Annotated in this window: 19 protein-coding genes; 14 read left to right on the top strand and 5 right to left on the bottom strand. The window is 28.3% G+C overall.

Annotation, left to right across the window (positions count from 1 at the left end):
* Positions 1 to 4: 4 nt before the first annotated feature.
* Genes KDK92_RS03660 through KDK92_RS03645 form a run of 4 tightly spaced genes read left to right on the top strand, consistent with a single transcriptional unit; the run spans position 5 to position 7,145 of the window.
* Complete coding sequence (locus KDK92_RS03660) at positions 5 to 2,494, top strand: DEAD/DEAH box helicase (RefSeq protein WP_250857695.1); 2,490 nt, start codon at positions 5 to 7, stop codon at positions 2,492 to 2,494.
* 17 nt (positions 2,495 to 2,511) lie between these two features.
* Positions 2,512 to 3,297 carry a hypothetical protein gene (locus tag KDK92_RS03655; RefSeq protein WP_250857694.1) on the top strand — a complete coding sequence of 262 codons (786 nt, stop codon included), beginning with the start codon at positions 2,512 to 2,514 and terminating at the stop codon, positions 3,295 to 3,297.
* A gap of 1 nt (position 3,298) precedes the next feature.
* Positions 3,299 to 6,478, top strand: coding sequence for a hypothetical protein (locus tag KDK92_RS03650; protein WP_250857693.1), 3,180 nt, complete (start codon positions 3,299 to 3,301; stop codon positions 6,476 to 6,478).
* A gap of 1 nt (position 6,479) precedes the next feature.
* A complete protein-coding gene (locus KDK92_RS03645; RefSeq protein WP_250857692.1) occupies positions 6,480 to 7,145 on the top strand; it encodes a hypothetical protein in 666 nt (221 codons plus the stop codon).
* A 60-nt stretch (positions 7,146 to 7,205) separates the two neighbouring features.
* Here the strand turns inward: KDK92_RS03645 and KDK92_RS03640 are convergent, their stop codons facing one another.
* Genes KDK92_RS03640 through KDK92_RS03620 form a run of 5 tightly spaced genes read right to left on the bottom strand, consistent with a single transcriptional unit; the run spans position 7,206 to position 12,880 of the window.
* Positions 7,206 to 8,378 carry a cysteine desulfurase family protein gene (locus KDK92_RS03640; protein WP_250857691.1) on the bottom strand — a complete coding sequence of 391 codons (1,173 nt, stop codon included), beginning with the start codon at positions 8,376 to 8,378 and terminating at the stop codon, positions 7,206 to 7,208.
* Positions 8,375 to 8,764: a DndE family protein gene (locus tag KDK92_RS03635; RefSeq protein WP_250857690.1), complete on the bottom strand. Its 390-nt coding sequence runs from the start codon at positions 8,762 to 8,764 to the stop codon at positions 8,375 to 8,377. Before KDK92_RS03635 ends, KDK92_RS03640 begins: the two co-directional genes overlap by 4 nt.
* Positions 8,765 to 8,766: 2 nt before the next feature.
* Positions 8,767 to 10,941 carry an AAA family ATPase gene (locus KDK92_RS03630; RefSeq protein WP_250857689.1) on the bottom strand — a complete coding sequence of 725 codons (2,175 nt, stop codon included), beginning with the start codon at positions 10,939 to 10,941 and terminating at the stop codon, positions 8,767 to 8,769.
* Complete coding sequence (gene dndC, locus KDK92_RS03625) at positions 10,931 to 12,535, bottom strand: DNA phosphorothioation system sulfurtransferase DndC (RefSeq protein ID WP_250857688.1); 1,605 nt, start codon at positions 12,533 to 12,535, stop codon at positions 10,931 to 10,933. The genes KDK92_RS03630 and dndC overlap by 11 nt, the downstream gene beginning before the upstream one ends.
* Positions 12,536 to 12,562: 27 nt before the next feature.
* Entirely contained in the window at positions 12,563 to 12,880 is a 318-nt protein-coding gene (locus KDK92_RS03620; protein WP_250857687.1) for a helix-turn-helix domain-containing protein, read from the bottom strand.
* Between the two features lie 533 nt (positions 12,881 to 13,413).
* Between KDK92_RS03620 and KDK92_RS24435 the strand changes: the two genes are divergently transcribed.
* The 10 genes from KDK92_RS24435 (at position 13,414) to KDK92_RS03575 (ending at position 24,388) form a co-directional block, all read left to right on the top strand.
* Positions 13,414 to 13,536 (top strand): hypothetical protein, encoded by a 123-nt coding sequence (locus KDK92_RS24435; protein WP_276575864.1) that lies wholly within the window; start codon positions 13,414 to 13,416, stop codon positions 13,534 to 13,536.
* 254 nt (positions 13,537 to 13,790) lie between these two features.
* Positions 13,791 to 15,230, top strand: coding sequence for a hypothetical protein (locus tag KDK92_RS03615; RefSeq protein WP_250857686.1), 1,440 nt, complete (start codon positions 13,791 to 13,793; stop codon positions 15,228 to 15,230).
* A gap of 435 nt (positions 15,231 to 15,665) precedes the next feature.
* Positions 15,666 to 16,046 carry a hypothetical protein gene (locus tag KDK92_RS03610; protein ID WP_250857685.1) on the top strand — a complete coding sequence of 127 codons (381 nt, stop codon included), beginning with the start codon at positions 15,666 to 15,668 and terminating at the stop codon, positions 16,044 to 16,046.
* A gap of 141 nt (positions 16,047 to 16,187) precedes the next feature.
* Positions 16,188 to 16,589 (top strand): (deoxy)nucleoside triphosphate pyrophosphohydrolase, encoded by a 402-nt coding sequence (locus tag KDK92_RS03605; protein ID WP_250857684.1) that lies wholly within the window; start codon positions 16,188 to 16,190, stop codon positions 16,587 to 16,589.
* Between the two features lie 124 nt (positions 16,590 to 16,713).
* Positions 16,714 to 19,668: a DEAD/DEAH box helicase gene (locus tag KDK92_RS03600; RefSeq protein WP_250857683.1), complete on the top strand. Its 2,955-nt coding sequence runs from the start codon at positions 16,714 to 16,716 to the stop codon at positions 19,666 to 19,668.
* A 302-nt stretch (positions 19,669 to 19,970) separates the two neighbouring features.
* Positions 19,971 to 20,579, top strand: coding sequence for a PH domain-containing protein (locus tag KDK92_RS03595; RefSeq protein WP_250857682.1), 609 nt, complete (start codon positions 19,971 to 19,973; stop codon positions 20,577 to 20,579).
* A 742-nt stretch (positions 20,580 to 21,321) separates the two neighbouring features.
* A complete protein-coding gene (locus KDK92_RS03590) occupies positions 21,322 to 22,479 on the top strand; it encodes a DUF4351 domain-containing protein (protein WP_250857681.1) in 1,158 nt (385 codons plus the stop codon).
* Positions 22,480 to 22,618: 139 nt separating this feature from the next.
* A complete protein-coding gene (locus KDK92_RS03585; RefSeq protein ID WP_250857680.1) occupies positions 22,619 to 23,302 on the top strand; it encodes a plasmid pRiA4b ORF-3 family protein in 684 nt (227 codons plus the stop codon).
* A 50-nt stretch (positions 23,303 to 23,352) separates the two neighbouring features.
* Positions 23,353 to 24,222, top strand: coding sequence for an SPL family radical SAM protein (locus KDK92_RS03580; RefSeq protein WP_250857679.1), 870 nt, complete (start codon positions 23,353 to 23,355; stop codon positions 24,220 to 24,222).
* Positions 24,223 to 24,229: 7 nt separating this feature from the next.
* Positions 24,230 to 24,388 carry a hypothetical protein gene (locus KDK92_RS03575; protein ID WP_250857678.1) on the top strand — a complete coding sequence of 53 codons (159 nt, stop codon included), beginning with the start codon at positions 24,230 to 24,232 and terminating at the stop codon, positions 24,386 to 24,388.
* The last annotated feature ends 48 nt before the right edge of the window (positions 24,389 to 24,436 follow it).

Raw genomic sequence — 24,436 nt, 5'->3', positions numbered from 1 at the left:
TGTTATGAATAAGAAAAAGTATTTAAATTTAGTTCAGGATATTTTAAATGGGGACATAAGTTATAGGTTATCAATTAAATCTGCAAATGAATTATTACAAGATGAAACAGAGTTATCTAAGTATAAATGCATCAAAAGATTTTGCAGAGCCTATTATGAATATCAATCAAGTAGAAAAGGCATAAAAGATCTACTTGTAAATTTAAGAGATGTAATATTAACATTAAAAAGTAGCTTTATTATAGGGGAAGGTCTATTAGAATATATAAAAAATACAGATATTCAAGAATTAGGTATGGAGTTAAATGAATCTTCTAATGGTGTAGAGTTAAATGCCACGAAAAATTTACCTGGTTGGTTTGAAAAAAATTCAAATTTTTATAATGTATTTGATTATAACTATTATAACAGTGATGAAGATACCATAGGAGATCCGTATTTATTCGATATGACAGGCTATATAAATTATAGTTGTAAAGCTCAAAAATTAATTGTAAGAGCAATAATGAATCAAATTGAGGGTACAACTATTTTAGGATGTATGCCAACAGGAGCAGGTAAGAGTTTAACTTTCCAAATGCCAGCTTATTATGATAAAAAGGGAACAACAATTGTTGTTGTTCCTACAGTTGCACTGGCTATGGATCAGAGTAAGAGTTCAAATAAATTTTATGAAAATAAGAAGTATAGACCGCAGGCTTATTATTCAGGAATTGATTTTAGTAAACGTAAAGAAATTTTTGGAGAGATAGAGAGAGGTGAATTACCTTTATTATTTATATCTCCTGAAGCACTCTTAAACAGTTCTTTTAATGAGGTTGTTATGAAGGCGGCACAGAAAGGTAAGATAAATAGATTAGTCATAGATGAAGCTCATATAATTACGGACTGGGGAGAGTTTTTTAGAACGGAATTTCAATTATTAGCCGTGTTTAGAAAAAAGTTAATGGAAGTTACTAAAAATAAATTAAAAACAGTAATGTTATCAGCCACATTAAGTGATAGAACTACTAATGTTTTGAAGTTTTTATTCTCTGAGGATAATAATTTCATAGAAATAAGAGCAGATAAATTAAGAGAAGAAATAGAGTATTATATCGTTAATAGTAACGGATATAATCAGAGGTTGGATAGATTAATGGAAATGATACCGTATATACCTAAGCCCTTCATAATATATGTTCCAACTATAAAAGATGCAAATGAAATAGAGGGAAGAATAGTAGATAAACAATATTATTCTATTGAAACCTTTACTAGTGAAACATCTAATGATAATAGGATAAAAATATTGAAAAGATGGGAGCTAGATGAAATAGATATAATTGTGGCTACATCAGCATTTGGTATGGGAGTAGATAAAAAGGAAGTACGAGCAGTTGTACATTGCTATGTTCCAGAGAATATAGATAGATTTTATCAAGAAGTTGGAAGATGTGGCAGAGATAAGTGTGGGGCAATAAGTATATCATTTACATCACCAAATGAAGATAAGAATATTATAACTTATCTAACTAGAAGTAAAGTATTATCTGTAGAAAAGATAGTAAGTAGATGGCAAGAGATAAAAAATGGATACCTACAAAGAGTTGATGGGAATAAATTTTGGGTATCTAGTGATATAACACCAGAATATTTGAGAGAAAAAGATACTATTACAGGTAAGTTAAATGAAAGTTGGAATGAGTATGTAATATTGTTTTTATACAGACATAGACTTCTTGATATTTTAGAAGTTAAGCAAGATGATAGAAAAAAAAGACATATTTTAATAGAAATCATAGATGATATTTTAAATGAAGAACAAAAACTTATAGACTATTTAGAACCTATAAGGAATAAAGAAAGAGAATCAGTAAACATTGAGATTTCTAACATAAATAGTTTATTAAGAGAAAAGAACCAATGTTGGTCAAGATACTTTAAAAAGGTATATGAGTATTCTGAAAGAAGTTGTTGTGGGTGCCCAGGATGTAGGCATAATAAGAATAATAAGCCTATAAAATATGATGGATATATTGAAATTGTAAAAGGAACTGAGTTACTAAATAAGTCTTTATATGGTGAAAGTTTTTTTGATCAGTTTAATGAATATATGTACCAGTATTCGGAAGATATATTAAATGAAGAGGGGATAAAATCTATATTTGATATAATTGAAGATAAAGAAGTATCCGCTATTATTATCCCTAATTATAGTACAGATAAATTCAAAGAAGTAATCAAAAAAGGAATTAGTATATATAGATACTTCAATGTATATACCTATGATGATTTTCTAGATTGTGATAATGAACAAAATATAGTAGGAAATATAGCTGTTATATATTGTGATAAGGATAGTGTTAATAATAAATTATATATTAAATTAAATAATAGAAGAAATAAAGGATATATAAATAAAGTAGTTCATATATCGAAAGAAGATATGGTTATAAGTAGTGAGAATAAAAGACTAATAGAATGTGTAAATACTTATACTGAGAGTATTTAGAAAGGAAGATTAAAGATATGCTTTTAGATGAAAAGATAAGAAAAGAAATAACCCCTAAAAGAGTATATTCAACCTTAAAGTTTATAGCTCAAGGTAGATTTACTGAAAAAAATATAATGAATATTATTCAACCTCCAGGATTATGTAATGGTAAGCAAGATGAGATAAAAAAAGTTTTAAAATATATTCAAGATACTAGGCTTGTTGTTGTTAATCAAGAAATATTTGAATTGAATTTTGATAAAAAGCATCTAAGAAGTGGAAATGAATTCAGAAAGTATTTTGCAAGTAGAGTTTTTGAAGGAAATGATAGTAATCTATTTTTTGATTTTACTTCTTGGTATTTATATAAAGGAAATGAACTATTAGTATACTCAACAATGGACGATGTAATATCTAATCAGAATAAATTTAAAGAGTTAAATAAAGAATTTGGACTAGCTTGGAGATTTTGGGCAACATTTATAGGAATAGGGTATATGCATGAATCACAATTTATACCTAATCCATATTTAAGAATAAAAGATGCTATAGAATGTGATGTGAATATAAAAAGAGGAAAAGAAATAAGAGTAAGTGATTTTATAAATTGGTGCTTGATGAAATGTCCAGAATTAAAAGAAAATATAAATGGTCATAATATATCATTTACTATGTCCTTTGCATTAAGAACACTACATGATATGGGAGTAATAAAGTTAAGCCTTACTCAAGATGCTACAGAAGTTTGGGACTTATATAGAATGGAATTACATGATATACCTGAGTGTATTTCAGAAATAATCATAAAGGAGAGTGAGTAATTTGGATAAAAGTATATTAAAAAGGCTAAATGAAGTAATTATAACTGATGCTACAATTGCACCTAAAGTAGAATTCCTAGCTACACACTTGCCTTTTAAAAAGTTAAAGTATACTAATAGTGGTGAGAACTACGATATAATAAGCGAGTACAATGAAAAGGACTTTTTTAATAAGTTTATATTAGACAATAGAGATAAGCATACTTTTCTTGTTGTAGAAGGAAAGAGTGGATCAGGAAAATCGCACTTTATAAAATGGATGAAATATATATATGAGAGTGAAATAGATAGTAATAGTGAAATATCTATAATGATTGAGAGATCAAAAAATACTTTACAAGGTGCAATAAAACAAATAGTTGAGCATAAGGATGTAAGAAGTTTATTAAATGAAATAGAGATTAAAAAGCTTTTAGAAGCTAATAGCAACTTAAGTAGTGAAAAGCTTAGCTATATGATAAACCTAGCCTTTGCTACAGAAATATTAAGTGAAGAAGATGAAGATTGTATATTAAAGTCTCGAGAGAGAAAGTTGCTGGCATCATTTATACAAGATCCGAATGTGCAAGAACAATTACTTTTCATTGAAAATGGACCTATTGAAAGGATTAAGAGTAAGCTTAAAAATGAAAATGTAAATGAAGTAAAAGAAATAGATATAACATTTAATGAAATGGATTTTGACTGTGAGTTTGGAAGCAATTTAGATAGAGAAATAAGTGAAAATGCAGCAAAGCATACTATAAAGTGTCATGAAAGATTAATAGAAAATGAGAAATTTAAATTAAATGCTATAGCTTATTTGAATTCAAAATTAGATACAGTAATTCAAAGCTGTATAAAGTTAAATTCACAGGATTTTTCTGAGATATTTTTAAATATTAGAAGAAAGCTTAAGTCACAAGGGAAAAATCTAACCTTATTTATAGAAGACTTAACTTCTTTCACAGGAATAGATAAAGCATTAGTAGAGACTTTAATAACAGAGCATGGCAATGATGATGGCCTTTGTAGAATATTATCTGTAGTTGGGGTTACAGAAGCATACTATAAGTCTCATTTCCCAAGTAATATAAAGTCTAGAATAACTGGAAGAGTTAAAATTGATGAGGAATCAATTTTCTCAAAAGATGAAGATATTTTAGATATAGCAGCTAGATACCTAAATGCAATATATATAGATAGAAAAAAATTAGAGATATGGGTTGAAAATGGGGCTAGTGATAGTGAGATTCCTATAGCTAATAGGTATATGGAGCATGAATGGAGTAACTATAGAATAGATAATAGAACTTTTACATTATTTCCTTTTAATGATCATGCATTAATATCATTATATAAAACATTAGAAGACAAAACCCCTAGAATGTTACTAAAAGAAATAATAAAGAAAATAATTCATGATTATATAAATGATGGTGATAATTTTCCTTATTCTGATAAGGTATTTAAAGGTGCATTTAAGGTTCCAATTTGGAATATGCCATTACATGAACAGATACTTCATAAAGAAGTTGAGGGAGAAGAGTTTGAACGTTTAAGTTGTTTTATGAGAGTATGGGGAAATGGTACTGCATACTCAAACAATGGAAATGGAAAAGAATTTTTATCAGGTGTTGAAAAGGAAGCATATGAGTTCTTTAGACTTCCTTTCATAAAAGGGGTTCCAATAGATAGTAGTAAAGCACCTGCAAATAAACCAATAGTAAAAAAGACAGAGAAAGAAGATACTAAAAAAGTAGAGAGAACTCTTAAAAATAATTTAGATAATAGGGTTAAAGAAAATTTAAGTTATACAAAATTAGATAAAGAACAGATGCCTATACCAAATACGGAAATGCCAAAGAAGAGAGATGAAAACAGAGAAAAATATAATAAGGCATTGGAGACTTTAAAAAATTGGTTTTATGACAAAGATGTTTTAATAGATCATAAGACTTATAGAGAAGATATATGTAGATTAATAAAAACTACTATAGATTGGGATATGGAAGACATATCAAGGTTAGTCATAGAATCAACCTTTGTATTAGGTAATCTTCATATAGAAGGACAAAATGTAAAAATAACAGAGGGGTATGTATTAAATAGAACTGAAGAAAACTACTATTTATTACAAGCTATATGTGCTTGGAGAAATTTAGGTAAAAAATCTTGGGGATTTGAAGAGGCACCAGGATACCTTATAAACGTAACAAATTGGGTTATGAAAAATAGAGATAAATTAAGTGAGTTTATAAATAAACAAGACATATCTTCAGAAATCAATATAAGTAGTTTTGAATTAGCTATATATAATGATTTTATGATGAATGTTATAAATGCAAATATATCCATAGAAGATAAGTTATCAATTATATATAGTAAAATATTTAGAACACAAGATAGATTAAATAGACGTAATATAGAAAAACTAGGTAAAATTAGTGAAGTCATAATGAAAGGTGAAAGTGATATAAATAATAATCATGAAATGTGTATAAGATATCACAACTGTATTTTAGGAACAGTTAATCCACAAATAACAGATAAGTTTTTTATAGATGCTAGCGAAGTACTTAAGGTTATAAAAAAGCATATGAATGGTAAATGGCAATTAAATAGTATAGATATTAAAGATATAGTTGCATCTACAAGCAATATGCATAAATCCTATAAAGTATATAAAGCTTTATTAGGAAATACCTTAAATATATCTATAGATAGTCTTATAAAAGAGATATCTGATAGGAATCAAGAAATTAAAAAGTTATTAGAGTTTAGTGAAGATGAAAGTAGTAAACAAAATATAGAACAGGTATTCAGTGATTTTATACATTTTTTAACAGTTAAAATGGAAAGTGTTAATGAAACTTATGGTATGGAGTTTAATAAGATAGTTGCTAAAAGTATAGATGGAAAGTATGCATTAAAATTATTATGTAATAATGAAAATATTATTAATAAATCTAACCTTGAAAAATTAGATTACATAGTTAAAAATAATATTAATAATACATCTGAACTATATGAATTAGTACGCTCTATGAATCGATATGTTGAGGAGAAGTATAATAAATATAGTAAATCAGCACAAGAGTTAGATGACGTAACTAACATAAAGAAAAAAGAAGAAGATAAACAAGATGAATATATCAATGAATTAAACGAGATTATTAAAGAACTTCAGGGAGGTGAATAGATTGCTATTAATTAAAAAGATAAATGAAACAGGTAAGCTTATCAATGCTAAAGAAGAGATAAGCGATATGAAACGAGAAATAACTACTTATGAATATACTAATAAATACCTAAAGAAGAACTTAGAGTTAATTAGACATTATAGAGATTCTGTAATAGGACTAAATAAGTTGGATAGCAACATATTCCCAAAAGAAGATATAAGTGAGTTAATATCTAAGATTGATGATATATTAAAGAAAAGACGAAGAGGGCATATATTAAGAGATCAAGATTTTAAATATATAGTTGCATGTATAGAAGGTAAATCAAATAAATTAAGAAATGAGTGGGTTATTTATGCTAATGAAAATACAAAAGAGATAATAAATAGTTTAAATTCATTATCAAATTTATTTGAGGATAAAAGAAAAGTTAATGAAATATTAACTAGACTTAATGGAATGAAAAATAGATGGCCAATAACGGATAATGATATTTTAGAGTTTAGGGAAGTTATTAAAGAAGGACAAAATATTATAGAGCAATTAAAATTAACTGAAGAAGTACAAATGTTTTTAAGAATGGTTGTTAATAGAACAGCAACTATAGAAGATCTTACTCCAGAAGTATTATCATGGATAAAAGATAATGGATTTGTGGAAAAATTGACTATTGGATTTAAATAAAAGGGGCTGTATTGAACAGCTCCTTTTACTTCTCAGATATTGTTAATATATATACTATTATTATTTTAATAATATATGAATATCATTCATATTGTTATGTTTACACAAACTTAATCTAACAAAACTACTACTAACATTACCATAACCAATCTCATTAATAACATAAGAAGGTTCTCCAATTCCACAAGCTGATCCAGCAGAAATAGCCAAGTCCTCACAACGCTCTTTTATAAACATTTCATTAACTATTCCGGGAATAATCATACCGATAAGACCTGGAATATGATTATTTGGGTCACCTAAGAATTCAACATTAGGATATTTAGCTTTTATCATTTCTTTTGCTTGAAGTTCAAGTTTTTCTAACTTTTCAATATTTTTAGCTAAATCTCTTTTAGCTATTTCGGCAGCTTTTCCGAAACCAACTATATTATGAACTGCATGTGTACCGGCTCTATAGAAGTTTTCTTGATATCCACCATGAATTAATGAAGTGATATCAACAGGAGTTCTTTTGGGTTTCCTCATATAAACAGCGCCGACTCCTTTAGGACCATATAATTTATGAGCAGAGAAACTTAAGTAATCGGCTGATATTTTATCAACATCAATAGTTAACTTTCCAAGAACTTGTGTTGCATCAGAATGAAAAGTTATATTACGTTGTTTTGCTAACTTTGAGAGTGTAGCTATATCATTTAATGATCCGATCTCGTTATTTCCCCATATTAAAGATATTAAAGAGGTATTATCTTTAATGGTAGATTCCAATGTATCAAGGGTAACCTGTCCATACTCATTCACATCAAGAAAATCCACCTCATAACCTCTATCAACTTGAGGTGTAATTATTTTACCCAGTCGTTTCTTTTCATTATTCATATAGATTTCGCCGTTTAAGAATCTGCATACTTGCAAAACTGACTTATGTTCTACTTTTGAAGTAATAATATGATTACCTGACTTTTCGTACATTTTCTTATAATCAGAAACTCCCTTTATTACAAAGTTATTGCTTTCAGAAGCTCCTGCTGTAAAGATTATTTCTTCTGATTTGGCATTTATAAGACTTGCTAACTTCTCTCGTGCTTCTTCAACAGCCCTTTTAGCATTTTTAGCAAGAGTATAATGGCTACTAGAAGGATTGCCATACTCATCTTGTAAGTATGGCAACATTGCTTCTAGTACTTCTGGATCAATTTTAGTTGTTGAGCTATTATCTAAATAAATCATAGATCACCATTTCCTTCTTTTAATAAAGATTTTATTAGACCCTCTAGGTTCTTTCCAGAAGAATACTTAAATTTATCAATTAGAAGTTTAGCCCCTCTATCAATATGTTTTTTTGTATACTCAGGAAAGTATTCATCATCTGTTAAATGTTTATTAGCATTTTGTTCCAACAAGCATCTATAGATTGTATCATATTGTCCAGTTATAGTTGAACGTTGTAATTCCAATCCATTCACATCACTTTTATAATCTTTTATATCTTCTTCACTTTGAATAGATAGAGCAATTGCAAGCTTGCTTAATGCAAAAGGTTTTAAATTTATGCTTGCACCTAACTCTTCAAATATATCTTTAGTCTGTTTTGATGTTTTTAATCTAAATCCCATGGCTACACCTCAAAAAAGTATCTATTACTAACTTTAGTTTTTCTTTCAACATCCATATATTGAAGCAAGTATTCATTAGCTACATGTTTATGGATAAGATCATAAGATTCTTTATCGATTTCCTTGTTAGTAGATAGAATGATAACTTGGTTACTTACCTTAGGTAAGAACTCAGTTGTAATACTGTTTCTATGACTTTCATCTATACGAGCATATGGTGTATCAATTATAAAAGGAACTTTAACATCAGAAGCTTTAATTAAAGCCCATATCAAGCATAGAATATAAATTTGTTTTTCTCCTTTAGAAAATTCATCAACATTTACTTTAGTATTAAGATTAATTAACTCAGATTGTTTAATATTAGATAATTTATTTGATAGCTCTTTCTTAGTATGAGCGTTATAGTAATCAGATAGACCCTCTATAAATTTATCTCCAAACTTTCTATCCATTTCATCATAACCAATAGTATTATATTTATTTGCAATTTCTAAAGTATTATAAAGTCTATTTATATATAATGTAATATTGAAATCAGAATCAATAATCACATTTTCAACATATTTACTTTTTCTTATTAGCTTACTGAAGATTTCCATATAATTATTTTCAATCTCTTTAAGTTTGTTGGATGTTAATTCAACTATAACACTTTCCAGTAAATCAGATACATCATCAGATAGCTGAAGATTATTATCTGATTGAAGAGCTGCTGTATACTCATTTTTAGCTCTTACTAGATGATAAGCCGCTTTCTGTTTTGCTTCTAAGAGTGATTCAATGGTTAGTTCACATTTTTGTTGTTCATAATCACATACTGATATTTCATTTGTAATTTTCTTAAGAGATTTAATGTATGTTTCTACAAGGTGATTATCAGCAGATGATGTTAGTTTCTTTTTTAGTTTCTCAATCTTAATAGAAAAATTGTTTATATCATTATATTTATCTTTATTTTCTTTTTTTAGTTCATTTTTTTTGTAAATGATATTGTTGGTTAATGATAATACATCTGCACTTTGGTCAGAGGATAATTTATGCAATTCTTTAAATGTGTTATATTGGGATTCTTCTCCAAACATATTAGATGTAATAGTTGATAGAATATCCACTGCAATTTCATCAGCATTTTTACCAGATTTAAGAATATCATTTTCAGATAAATAATCTTTAATTACATTTGAATCAAGTCTGTTTCGTACATTGTTATATAAATTGAATTTATCCTCTTTTTCTATTTGATCTCTAAGATCAACAAGTTTATCAGATAAGATTAAGAATGGTAGTGTATCATTACTAAAATCTTTGATTTCTTGATTTGTAATAGTACGAGATTCCTCAAGTTTATTTATTTGTGAAGTAATCTTACTACGTTCAGTTTCTAACATTCCACCTTCTTTTCTGAATTGAATATCTAGAGAATGTCTCTCTTCAGATAAATCCACAAGTTTTTCTTTAAGTTCAAAGATTTTCTTTTCTTCATCTTCTATTTTAAGTTCAATAGCACGTAATCCATCTAATTGTTCAGAATATTTTTTTTCTAAGTCTGATGTTTCAGTGTTAGAGCGTAATTTACTACGTTGAAATTGAAGTATTTGTTTTCTAAGAAGATCGATTGTATCATAATTACATAATTTCAATAAGGCTTCTTTCAGGTGTGTTTTAGCACCTCTTCCGATGAAAAAGTCAGATAATTCTTCACCATCAAAGAAGAAAAAGTCAAAGAGCATAGGAGGAAGAATTGATTTGAAATAGTTTTCAAAATAACTTAATTCTTCATTAGCTAATAAAGTACCATTTTTATATACTGAATATTCTTCGTTAATTTTCTTCTTTTCATAAGACCACAATCTTTTAATGTTGTAATTATTTATTGTATTACCTTCAGGCATTTCAATTTGAAGTTCAATAAAAGACTCTACCTTTGGATGTTTAAAAGCATTATTATTAATATTAGCTTTGATACGTGAGATATAATTAGAATTAAAACCTTGATAGCCATAGGTAGTTGGACCATAGAAACATAATTTAATAGCTTCAAAAATAGTTGATTTACCAGCGCCGTTTTCTCCACCAATCAAGATTACATTTTTATCACCATTAGGGGTAAAGTCAAAAGTGTATTCTTCTTCATACGACCTGAAGTTTTTTAATGTTAGTTTATTAATTATCATTTTCTATCCCCTCAATCACTTCTTTATGCAGATATTTTTGATTAAATGTCTTCTCAATGGAGTGTCTTAATTTGCTTTTGTTTGATTGATGTTTATTTTTTTCAGTCTCTATGAGGAGCTTATTTATTAGGTTTCTAGAAATATTAGCGTTATCACAAGCATTATAAATTGTACTCATAGCAATATTATCAAACATTGGTTTTTTATATTCATCCCAAGGGAGTTTTTCACCAAAAACTTCATTATATATGTCTACTAAAGATCGTTTACTTAAATCTGCCTCATCATCCCAAATCTTATCAATAGCCTTTAACTCTTCCATAGTGATAAGTTCATAATCCATATCACGTTGAATCTCTAATAATTCCTTTAAAATCGTCTTTCTAGCTTTAAAGTTGAAAGGACCATAGCCAAGTACATTTATATAAGGACCCTTTTCATCTTCAAGAACTTTACTCATATCTATTTGATGGTTATTGCTTTCTGATAAAGGAAGTAATTCTAAATATAATTTGTCTTTATTAGTCAATTCGCGAATATCAATATCTTTATTATTTAAGATGATAAACTCTTTACCATTATCACCTTGTTTAATTCTAGTTTCATCTATAATACCTTCTTCATTAACTGGTAGGTTTTTTAAATAAGCTTTCTTATAATAATGATTTCCATCACGTCTATATTGTTGTCTATATTCATGATTATTTCTAATCTTTAATATCCACGTTCTAAAATCTAATAAAGGAGCCAGCCAATCTTCACCATTATCTATAAATCCTGTTAGAGATTTATCTTCGTTAACAACGGTACAGATCCAGCAGCCAAATCTTGAGTTACCACATGAAGGTGTTTCAATTTTTCCTTCACTATCTTTAGTGATAGTAAATGGACATTCTCCACTTTCAGCTCCCATATAAAGTGCAAAAAGCTCATTATTATTTCCACCCCAAGGGGTTACTCCGTTGTTTGAAAGTAAAACACTCCAAACATCATCAGTCACTAGATCCACAATAGGATTATAAACATAAGTGTTAGTTAACGTGGCATGAGGTGTTAGTAAGTAACCATCAATTTCACGTTTATTGATACGGTTTCTTCTTGCTATACTTTCAGATTTCCTTACACCTAATAGAACAATAACTTCACCATTTTGAGCTACTTTATCTTGTATAAACTGATTAGAAGGTTGGATTTTTAGTTTTTCTGTACACCATCTGAATCTTATAGATGTAGGGGTAGGCAGCCCCTTTCCAATAATGTTTGCCCAGAATGAATTATCATATCTAGGATGAACCATATGAGTATATAATGGTATATTTTGTTCATGAGCTGATTTTCCAATTAACTCAGAAGCGTTTTTAAGATAGTCAATAATCATTGGGTTTTCGATTAAAGTATCTGAAGAAACAATGTGAACTTTTTTATGTCGTTTTTCAGCAGGTAAATTAAGAAGCATTTTGAATACAAGCTGAACAACCACTGTACTATCCTTACCTCCACTATATCCAATAATCCATTCTCTATCATCATGAAGGTATACACGTTCAATTTCTTTTATAACATCATCTATATTAAATTTTTCGTTTGTTGTCATTGCAATCCCTCACTTGTATTGAGAAGATTAATCATCTGACGTGATTTCAATAATAGTATTAATGTTTTTTAAATATCTAGGATCACCATTGATTTCCACTATAATTTTAGTTTTAGTATTATGGCCAAATATTAGATAATCTGCCGAAACACCAAATTCTATAGCAAGGCTTTTTATAATAGCCATATTTGGGTTAATTGTCTTACCAGTTTCTATTTTACTAAGCGATTGGCTAGAAACATTAATTCTTTTAGCAAGTGCATCAAGAGACCACTTGAGTTTACTATCATTGTTTAATCTATCTTCTCTTAAATTTTTGATTCTCTTTCCCAGAGAATTACACATATCAACAATCCTCCAACTTTAAATTATACCACAGTATGTATGTACAAGCTATAGAAGTCTACTATTAAGAATTGTTGACAATATTACTTTTTTTAGTATTATAAACTTAGGTTTATTAAATAGTCAAATAATTAAACTTAGGTTTATAAGAATAGCATTTCTTTAATTCTGAATTTTATGCGGCGAATGTGTGTTTGATTTAATTTTAACACTTATAGGGGAATAATAAAAGTAAAGAAGATAAGAACATTATTATTTAAAAAGTTAATATAAACTATAACTTTGATTTCAGCTTAATCCTATTGATAGTAGAAATATATTAAACACATTTATGAAGAGCGAATTCAATGCCCTTAAAGATGTATAGAACACAGAACCATTGCTGAGGAAATAATTAATAAGCTTATTGATATAAAAACAATTCTTATGGAAGAGAATATTCATTTTACATATAGGGCTAGGGATGAGATTGTATTCTATTGTATATATAGTGACGTTAATAATATCCTATCAAGAGATGAAGCAATGGATTTTTGCATAAAACAGAAGAGTTATCTAGGATTCATGGAAATATGGCAGATACCCTTAAGGTGCTTCTTGATATGTTCAATTATATTAATGGTGGTGATGATTTTAAAGCGATGGTGAATTCATAGCAAGTTCAGGAGTACCTCCTTCACTAAAACCCACGGGAGTGGTTACTAATTTGTGAACACAAATTGTTCTGCTATATAACTGCAGTGATGATCTAATGTTAAAAGAAGTATATGAAAAATTGAGAAATGTTTAATGATTAAAGTCTGGGTATTACTTCGGATTTGCTTTTTAATCTATTTTCAAAAGTTTAAAGGTATTACTAATATTAGTAAAGAAATATATATGATATGGTTATTGTGGGGGGGGGATAGATATGAGGTTTATTGAATATGCAGAAAGTCTCAATTTATTAGTGACTGAGCCGCCAATGTTGGAGAAACCAAAAGTTATTTCAGAACTAGAAAAGTATAATAGATATCATGAGGAGTATTCAAATATCGAGGTGCTTTCACATCATTCATTAGTAAATTCAAAAGATGGTAGTATTGATGATGAATTATATGTAATCAATAGTCAATATGCATTTATTTTTGAGGGTACAGATGAGATAAACTTTGAATATAAAATTATCGATGATATTTTAACAATAAATGTACTTTTTATAGGAAGTGGTTACTGTGTATTTACAATGCCATTTGTTTATTCATTAACTGAAAGGAGATCAGTTTATGAATTAAGTATTCTATTACAACAAGACATTGTAAATATATTATTTCTTTATCAATCAGAATATTATTTAGGTATTGAGTATAAATCAGAGTTAGTTTTACCAGAGGAGTTTAAAAACTACATAATAGAAGCTATAGATGAACTATATGATTATAATTGTGATGATGAGTACAATATTGCAACAAAAATCGAAAAAGAGGTAGTTAATATAGAAGAGCTACTAGAAAAAAATAAATGTAATGATAATGAATTTGAATATAACAAATATAATTGGGTTGATGTAAAAGAAATAGCAGAAAAAATATTCTATAATTATTCTTTTGAAATCAATTGGGCAGAAGATGCGTGGAATATATTTATGCATCAAGGTGTTGTAATATCTGACAAAATTACTAAAACAGATCATGATAATTATGAATATGGGGATATTTTATTATGGCTAATTGCAATGTATGATCTGTGCTTTGAATTTAAATATGTGATAGATCATGCATACTATGATGAGAGTGAGTTAATAGATCAAATATATAGTATAGATGAAGGGGAAAAATATATTGGTACGTATCTAATGGACGAAATTTATGAAGAGTTAAATGAGAGGTTAATTGAAGGAAATACACCAGAGTGTGAATTTTATGATAAAAAATCACAAAGTTTTAATCTTGGAAGTGATAGTTATAGTGGTGATACATCAATTGCATACGATGTATGTGTTAGAGAGGTAGAATATAGGCGTAAAATATTTAAAAACCAAATAATTAACTATTTTAACAATGATGCAAGAGAAATTTATAAATTTATGATAGGGGAGCATTGGGTTAAGTATTATTTCAATATGGAAGAGAAAAGAGAAAATATTGAAAATAAGTATGACAAAATAATAAAAGTAATTTCAGAAGGAAAGATTGCAAAATATAGTATTGGAACCGAAAGGTTTTTTGAGGTCTCAGATGAACATGAGGCTGAAGAAGATAGAGAAAGAGAATTAGAAGAGCTAGAGGAGAAGTATAATGCTAACATAGCATATGTAGAGACTTGTGCTGGGATTAATTGGGTGGTTGATGAAATGAGCTATAAAAAATAGATATTCGTGTTAGTAAAGATAAGATAGAGATTATTGAAGAAGCAATCAAAGTAGAGGAATTTGATATGATTAAATTAAAGGATTATGTTACGATCTCGATCTAATAAAAAACTAGACGAGAGGAAATATTATACATGAAAATAAATCATTATATTTTTCTAACCCAAGAAGGCTACACTTATCAACCTAATTCAGAATCCATAGAACCAGATATTAAAAACTCCAAGTAATAGGGATTGCAGCAGGAGAGAATTCATTTGAAGCTTTTAAAAATCTTTTAGAAGAAATAGAATATCTAAAAGAAACCAACTGTGATAATATATTTTCTTATAGACTATGGGATAATTACAAAGAAACTTATAATGAACAGAGTATTAAGGATTACATATCAAAAACAAATGATTAAGTTATAAATGGTTAGAGAGGAATAAACTCATGAACAACACAAGTCAAATATTAATTGAGATTGAAGAAAGAATTGGATCAGATAAAGAAGATAGTATTATTATTTATAAAGCATTGATGAAGATAGCTAATAATGATTTAAACTTAGTTGAAGAAATTATTAAGAAAGAAAAATGGTGTAATTATTATTTAGATACAAATAACTACTATGAATTATCCTGCGAGCTTGTAAATGATAATTGTCTTTGGGAAGATTGTAATGAAGATGACGAGTTCTATCAATTCCTATTAAAGGAAAGTGCAGAAGAGAAGCTACATCAGAGATTAAAAGTTGGAGGTTGGTTTATCTCTAATAGTATTGCAATATGTTTAGATGATGATATTGTAGAAGAATTACTTCCACAAGATTAATTTCTAATATGGCTGAAAAAATCCCAATATAGAGCTATAAGCAAACAAAAACTAACTAATCCACAAAAAAATAAACAAAACTACCTTATAATCTAGGTTATTATCCAATAATCTGATAAAATAATCAGGAGGTGGTACGATATGAAGAAAAAAATAAAAGTAGTAGGTGCAATAATAGAAAATACTAATAATGAGATACTATGCGCTCTAAGATCATTACAAATGCCAATGCCAAATCTATGGGAATTCCCAGGAGGAAAGGTAGAAGAAGGAGAAAATCTACAAGAAGCAATAAAAAGAGAAATAAATGAAGAATTAAGCTGCAGAGTAGAAGCTTTTGAGGTTTTTAACGATTACACACATGAATATGATAAATTTATAGTAAATTTAATAACGATTAAATGCAAAATAATAGAAGGAACGCCAGTAGCTAATGAACATGGGGCCTTAATTTGGTTAAAAAGAGATTATCTAAGCTCATTGAATTGGGCGCCAGCTGATGTCCCAGCAGTAGAAGAATTAATGAAAGAGATAAATATATAGAATTCATAGTTAAACTTTATTTATACATGCTCAAAATCGCAGTGTTTCTATGAGTTTTGAGTATGTATAAATTTAGTTAAACTGGAATCGATATAATTCTTAAATAATTGTAGGTGATTAATGAATGATTACTAAAAATAAACTTGAAGGTGTATCAAGTTTAGAAATTAAGACAATAGAAAAAAATAACATTAGTATAAAAGAAGAGTTATTAAAGTCCGCTGAGAAAGGGATAATTGATAATTCTATTGAGGGTAATTTAGCCTTAATGCCTAAACTATTAGTAAATGATTATAAACAAGGAAATAAGATTCTAAGCAATATTATTTCAGAGCTTGAAAGTTGTAGGGGCTTTATGATATCTGTTGCATTTATTACAAGTAGCGGCATAACTCCTTTGTTACAGACATTAAAGGATTTAGAGGATAAAGGCGTAAAAGGACAAATTTTAACTACGGATTATCTTAATTTTAGTGAGCCAAAAGCATTGAAGCGATTGTTGGAATTTTCAAATCTTGAAATTAAATTATATGATAAAGAAAGCTTTCATACAAAGGGGTATATTTTTCAGCATAGTGATTGTTATAAAATTATTGTTGGAAGTTCAAATCTCACACAAACAGCATTAACAAAAAATAAGGAATGGAATATAAAAGTATCTTCTTTAGAAGAAGGAGCATTAACAGAAGAGGTAATAGATGATTTTCAGTTAATGTGGCAAGAAGCCAATGAGTTAACTATAGAATGGATAGAAACTTATGAAAAAATATATTTCCAGCAAAGAGAATACACAAGAAAGAGCAAAGTACCATCAATTGTTCAGTACAAATTAAGACCAAATAAAATGCAAGTATCTGCTATCAAATCCCTAGATAACATAAGGGAAAAGGGAGAAGCAAAAGCATTATTAATTTCGGCAACGGGTACAGGGAAGACATACCTATCAGCATTTGATTTGAGAAATGTTAATCCACAAAAGGCTTTGTTTATTGTACATAGAGAGCAAATTGCAAAACAAGCTTTAGAAAGCTACAGAAATGTTTTTGGTGATACGAAAACTATGGGGATTCTTTCAGGTAATTATAAAGAAGTAGATAAAGAGTTTATATTTTCTACTGTGCAAACTTTATGTAAAGATGAAATTCTATCTAGTTTTGAAAATACAGAGTTCGATTACATTATAATAGATGAAGTGCATAAGGCGGGGGCAGTGAGTTATCAAAAGATAGTGAGTCACTTTAAACCTAAATTTTTATTAGGAATGACAGCTACACCAGAAAGAAATGATGATTTTAATATCTTTGAAATGTTTGATTATAACATTGCTTATGAAATAAGACTGCAGCAAGCTTTAGAAGAAGATTTGCTTTGTCCATTTCATTATTTTGGTATAGAAGATATATCTATTGATGGCAAGGGATTAGATGAAAATACAGATTTTAAATACTTAGTACAAGATCAAAGAGTAGAACATATAATTGAAAAAGCAAAATTCTATGGATACTGTGGAAACAGAGTAAAAGGGTTAATATTTTGTAGCAATAAAGAAGAGGCTAAGGAACTATCAAATAAATTCAATAATAGAGGATATAAAACCCTTGCATTAACAGGAGACAATAATCAAAAAGAACGTGAAAATGCAATAGAAAGATTAGAGCAAGAAGAAATAGAAAACTCTTTAGAATATATATTTACAGTTGACATTTTTAATGAGGGTGTTGATATACCCTGTGTAAATCAAGTAATTATGTTGAGAGCTACTAAGTCAGCTATAATATTTGTGCAGCAATTAGGAAGAGGACTTAGAAAGCATACTGATAAGGAATATATTGTTGTAATCGATTTTGTTGGAAACTATGATAGTAACTTTTTAATTCCTATAGCTCTTTCTGGTGACAGAACTTATAACAAAGATAATGTTAGAAAGTATGTTATGGAAGGAAATAGAGTAATTCCAGGTTGCTCTACTATTAATTTTGATAAAATTTCAAAAAAACGTATTTTTGAATCAATTGATAAGGTTAAATTTAATCAAGTTAGTTTCATTAAAGAAAATTACAAGAAACTTAAAGAAAAACTGGGTAAAATACCAAGTCTAAAAGACTTTGATACATATGAGTCCATAGATCCATTGAGAATTTTTGAAAATAATAGCTTAGGCTCTTATCATAAATTTTTACTTAAATATGAAAAAGAGTATAGTGTACACTTGGATAATACAGAAGAACTATTCATAGAATTTATATCTAAAAAACTTGCTTCAGGCAAAAGAATTCATGAATTACTTATGATAAAGCAGCTTATGGAATATGAGACTAACGCATTATCAAGGTTAAAGGCATCTTTAAAAGAAATTTATAATATAGACTTTAAAGAAAGTACAGCTATCTCAATTATAAATGTACTTACCAATGAGTTTCCTTCGGGAACAGGGAAGAAAACCTATGAAAAATGTATTTTTTTAGAGCAGGACAATGAGGACTATAAAATATCTAAGGTATTTAAAGAAAAACTACAAAATCAAAATTTTGCAAATGTTGTAAAAGAGGCTATAGACTTTGGTATAAGTAGATATGAAAAAGATTATAGTATTAGGTACATGGATACAAATTTTATGTTATATAAGAAGTACACTTATGAGGATGTATGCAGACTTTTAGAGTGGGAAAAGTGTGAAGTGGCAACAAATATAGGTGGATATAAATTTAATAAAAAAACCAAGACTTACCCAGTATTTATTAATTATGATAAAGCAGAAGATATCAGTTCTACTATAAAATATGAGGATAGATTCCTATCACCAGCACAAATAATAGCCATATCTAAATCAGGAAGAACAAAAAATTCACCAGACGTTGTGCAAGCATATAATGCTGAAAAAGACAATGTAGAAATGAGTTTATTTGTGAGAAAAAATAAGGATGACAAAGTATCAAAGGAGTTTTATTATCTTGGGAAAATAAATACTGTAGGTGAGCCTAAAGAATTTATTATGGAGAATACAAACAAAAGAGCTGTAGAAATCACATATAGATTGCATACACCTGTACGAGAAGATCTTTATAGATATATAGTTTAGGGTAGAGTATCATGGTATATTTACAAATAAGCACTAATCTTTGTGGGATGGGTGCTTTTTTTCTTAGCCATTAAATTGTATAGGAACACCGAGAAATTTTATCTTGAATACCTGAAATCAAGTTACAAGTTTATTTCCTTGATGTCTGAGAAACAAGAAATTTCCATATAAAAAAACAAGAGGGAAAAGATATAGAACTATGATATAACAAGAAGCTACTGAATTACGAGGTTTACTTGTGATTATTGTTAATTTATAGTATATTATTATAATTAAAAATAAAAATTAGAAGGAGCAATAATATGTTTGGGAAATTAGCAGCGGATGCATTGGGTATAAGTGATATAGGTATGATAATATCACCTAGTGATTATGAAAAAGTAGATTCAGACGATTATATATTTAGTGAAGATGGTGAGAAGATATATTTTTTGATTAAGTCTAAGAGTGATGAGTATTGTTTTACAAACTATGGATTAATACACTTAGATGGAAGTAGTGCTATAAGCAAGAAACGAATTTTAAACAGGTATGAATTTAAGTATGATAAAGTAAAAGAAGTAAGACTTGAAACTGCGGGTACTGTGGATTTAGATGTAGAAATTAAGTTTGTAATAGGTGAAAAGAATTTTTCTATAGATGTAAAAAAGAATCAAATTGATGAATTAAAGAAGTTATATAAAGCTCTGTATGGTATATATTTACTACAACAAGAGAATGAAAAAAAGATGAATATAGATTTAGCATCTATAGATGTAGCAACGAATTGTTTAGGTAAGGGTAGAGTAGAATGTGATGTTGTACAAGCTTTTAGTGGGATTTTTAATCAGGCGAGAGGGTATAGAGAAAAGGCATCAAGGAAGTATAATATAAGAGACTACAGTGAAGTATACGAGAAGTATATAGTATAATTAACAAACTTTAGCAAGTTTAGGGGTGCCTCCTTCACTAAAACCTTCGGGGGCGGTAACACCATAAAGTTTGGAAATCTAAGTAAAAGTCAGAGAAAAAATTGAAATGAACGGGAAAATGACTTTTGCGAATACTGCAGAGATGATGTTTCATACAAAGTAATAGATTCTAATTTGACAACTGAACTTAAGGCACTTCGAAATAAATAACAAGCCAGTTCAAACTTCTATTTTGCATAATCCTGCGTCTTTAGAACACGCACAGAGCCCTGCTATGCACGTATTCTAAATCCTTGTCTGATGCAAAATATAAGCTTTCCTTTGACTAGTTATTTATTTCGAAGTGCCTAAAGGAAAAATATACGGATATAAAAATTTATAGTAAAAAGATGTTTAAGCAATTAACAGTATAGTAGTATAAGCCTTTTAGAATAAATCTAGAGGGCTTTTTTTTGTTTGGGCTTGTGGGTGTGTTGAAGAGATACTTGGGAAATTAATATAACTACATGAAAGGAAAGAAAACAGGCTGATCCATTGAAGAGGTGAAAAAGATTAAAGAAAATATGGAAAGATAGCTAGATGATAAAATATTAGTAGTGAGCAAAAAAGAATACAATATCAAAAAACCATCATGAAAATTTTGATGGTTTTTCTTAAAAATCCACCCCGAACATATGTTTATAAAAACTGAGATATGTCAATACTATAAATAGCACATTAATTACATTCGGAGGAAATTAATATGGTGTATAGTATTGCAAAGTATTCTAATTTAGTAAAAGAAGATTCAGAAGAGGTATATGGGCAAGATTCTGTAGGTAAGCTTCAAGATACTAGTAGTTACTTGCAGATGGATAAGATAATGAAAAAATTATTTAGTATTCATAACAAGAAACCGATAATAGATTTTTTAAATGCAATATATAAAGACAATATAAGTTATGATGCTGAAATTAATTATAGAAACAAAGAATTTATAAATTTGCATAAATATAAAACGGTATACTATAGTCATTATGCTGATATGTACGTAAAAGTTGAGGATGGTCAAAATATTTATGAATATGAAATTGAATTTCAAACAGTACATGATGAAAAAATGGCTATAAGACTTTTCAGATATGGTTTTGAAAAAGCAGTTGAGAAGGCTGATTTTTCAAAACTAAATGAAATAATTACAATAAGACTACCAGAGCCTTTTCTTATAGTATTAGAAGAAGGTAAAGGTATCCCTGATGAAGTGAAATTAAAGTTGGAGATACCTAAGCAAGGTGAGTTTATTTACAAAAGTAAAGTGCTAAAATATTGGAGATATGATATAGAAATGCTGTATAATGAAAATATGTATCTATTGTATCCACTTCAAATTTTTAAGTTAAGAAAGAGTATGAAAGAAATTAGTAGAAGTAGAAAATCTCAAGAAGAAAAAAGAATTAAGATGGATAAAATACATAATCAAATGCTGAGAATGACAAGAGAAACATTGGTAGCTATGAGTAAGGCATACGATGAAGGTAAATTAGAATTAAATGATTTTGATACAATGAATACAATAATAGAGAATTTAATAAGCTATTTTAACGATAAATATACTAAATACATTAATATAGAGATGGAGGTAAAAGATATGGTCAAGAGTTTTTATGATCCTAAGGTAGAGGAGCGAGGAATACAAAAAGGGATAAAAAAAGGCATACAAAAAGAAAAAGAAGAGGCAAGACTAAAAGATGTTGAACTAGTAATAAAATTACTTACTAAAAAGTTTGGTGAGATAGATAGATATGTTAAAGATAAGATTAGTAAAGCTAGTTATGAAAATTTGAGTATAATTATTGAGAATATTTTAGATATAGAAAGTTTAGAAGAAGCCATGGGATATATAAGTGATAATAAGAAATAGAACATAAATTAATAAATTAAGCCATAAGCAAGTAGTAAAGTCGTTTATGGATTTTATTTTGATTGAACTTATTAAGATTAAAATATATAGTAGTATTAGATATAATAGTTGTTTTTAAAAATTAGCAGGAGGATAATTTATGAAATCTTACAAAATAAAAATTGAATTTATAGAATCAGATCCACTAATTTACAGAGAGGTTATCATGCCTGCTGGTGCTACATTTAATAGATTACATGATACAATTCAGACTGTAACTAATTTTTATAGTGGATACCCAAGAGATTATAATCATTTATTTGAGTTTAATTTAAGTAAAGAAAACTTAAAAATAACAAATGATAGCGAAACATACGATGAAAATAAGATAGTTAAAGCAAAATATAAAAAAGCAAAACTAGATAAGAAAAATGACCCTTTTGGAATTATAGCGAAGCATCTTAATACAACAATACGAAAACCTCAAAGTATAAAAATTGATAAATACATAGAGAAATACGGGAAGATTAATTATAGATATGATTATGGTGATGAATGGCGAATACTTATTACTTTAGAAGAGATTATTGAAGATTATTACTATGGATATCCAACGCTTATTGATGGTGCGGAAACAGCACCACCAGAAGATGTAGGTGGACTTGGGGGATATTATGAATTCCTTAAAGTTTATCATGATGAGAATCATCCAGACCATAAGAATATAAAAAAATGGGCTGAAGAGCAGCTGTATAGAGAATATGATAAAGAGTGGACTAACTTAATGTTAAAACACATAAAGTATAAAAAAACTGAGTGGGATAAAATTAATCAGCATGAATGATTCTAGAGAGCTGAAAGAGAGTAATGATGAAACAGAAAGGATAAATTAACATGCACTATAAAGAAGTAAAGGGAATTTTATCACCAAGAAATGGCATGAATATATATCGTGGTTGCACACATGGATGTATTTATTGTGACAGTAGGAGTAGGTGCTATAATATGAGTCATGATTTTGAAGACATAGAGGTTAAAAGCAATGCATTGATACTACTGGAAGAAGCACTTAAGAGAAAAAGAAAAAAATGTATGATTGGTACTGGTGCTATGAGTGATCCATATATACACCTAGAGGAACAGTTAATGCATACCAGAAAGGCTCTTGAGATAATAGATAAATACGGTTTTGGTCTTAGCATTCAGACTAAATCAAATCGTATTCTTAGGGACCTTGATTTACTGAAAAGTATAAATGAAAAAGCCAAATGTGTAGTACAGATGACACTAACAACTTATGATGAAGGCACATGTAAAATAATCGAACCTAATGTAAGTAGTACAAAAGAGCGTTTTGAAGTATTAAAGGTAATGAGAGATAATAAAATACCTACTGTGGTTTGGTTAGATCCTATTTTGCCCTTTATAAATGACACAGAAGAAAACCTAAGAGGCATTCTTGACTACTGTATTGAAGCTAAGGTATATGGGATTTTATGCTTTAATATGGGGTTAACCTTAAGAGCCGGAAACAGAGAATATTTTTATGCTAAGCTAGATAAGCATTTTCCAGGACTGAAGGAAAAATATCATAAAAAGTACGGATATAGCTATGAAATTATTAGTGACAATAACAAAGCCTTGATGGATATTTTCAAATATACTTGTAAGGAAAATGGTATTGTATTTAATGTTAATGAAATTTTTAAGTATATGCATACCTTTGAAGCTAAGGAGAAAGTGGAGCAGCTTAGCTTTTTTTAGAGTATAGTTGTTTGAAGTCGGCAGTTTAAACAGTAAGTATTGGAGATATGATAAGGATAAGATTAGCATATCAAGTTTTGAAAAATTGAGTGGTATTATTGAGAATATTTTAGATATAGAAAGTTTAGAAGAAACTAAGGGATATATTAATTATAATAATAAATAGAACATAAATTGATTTAATTGAAGCCATAAACCAAGTCGAATAACTTTG

The organism is Oceanirhabdus seepicola (assembly GCF_023684385.1).
GTDB lineage: Bacteria > Bacillota > Clostridia > Clostridiales > Clostridiaceae > Oceanirhabdus > Oceanirhabdus seepicola.
This window is presented reverse-complemented; position numbering and strand designations above follow the sequence as displayed.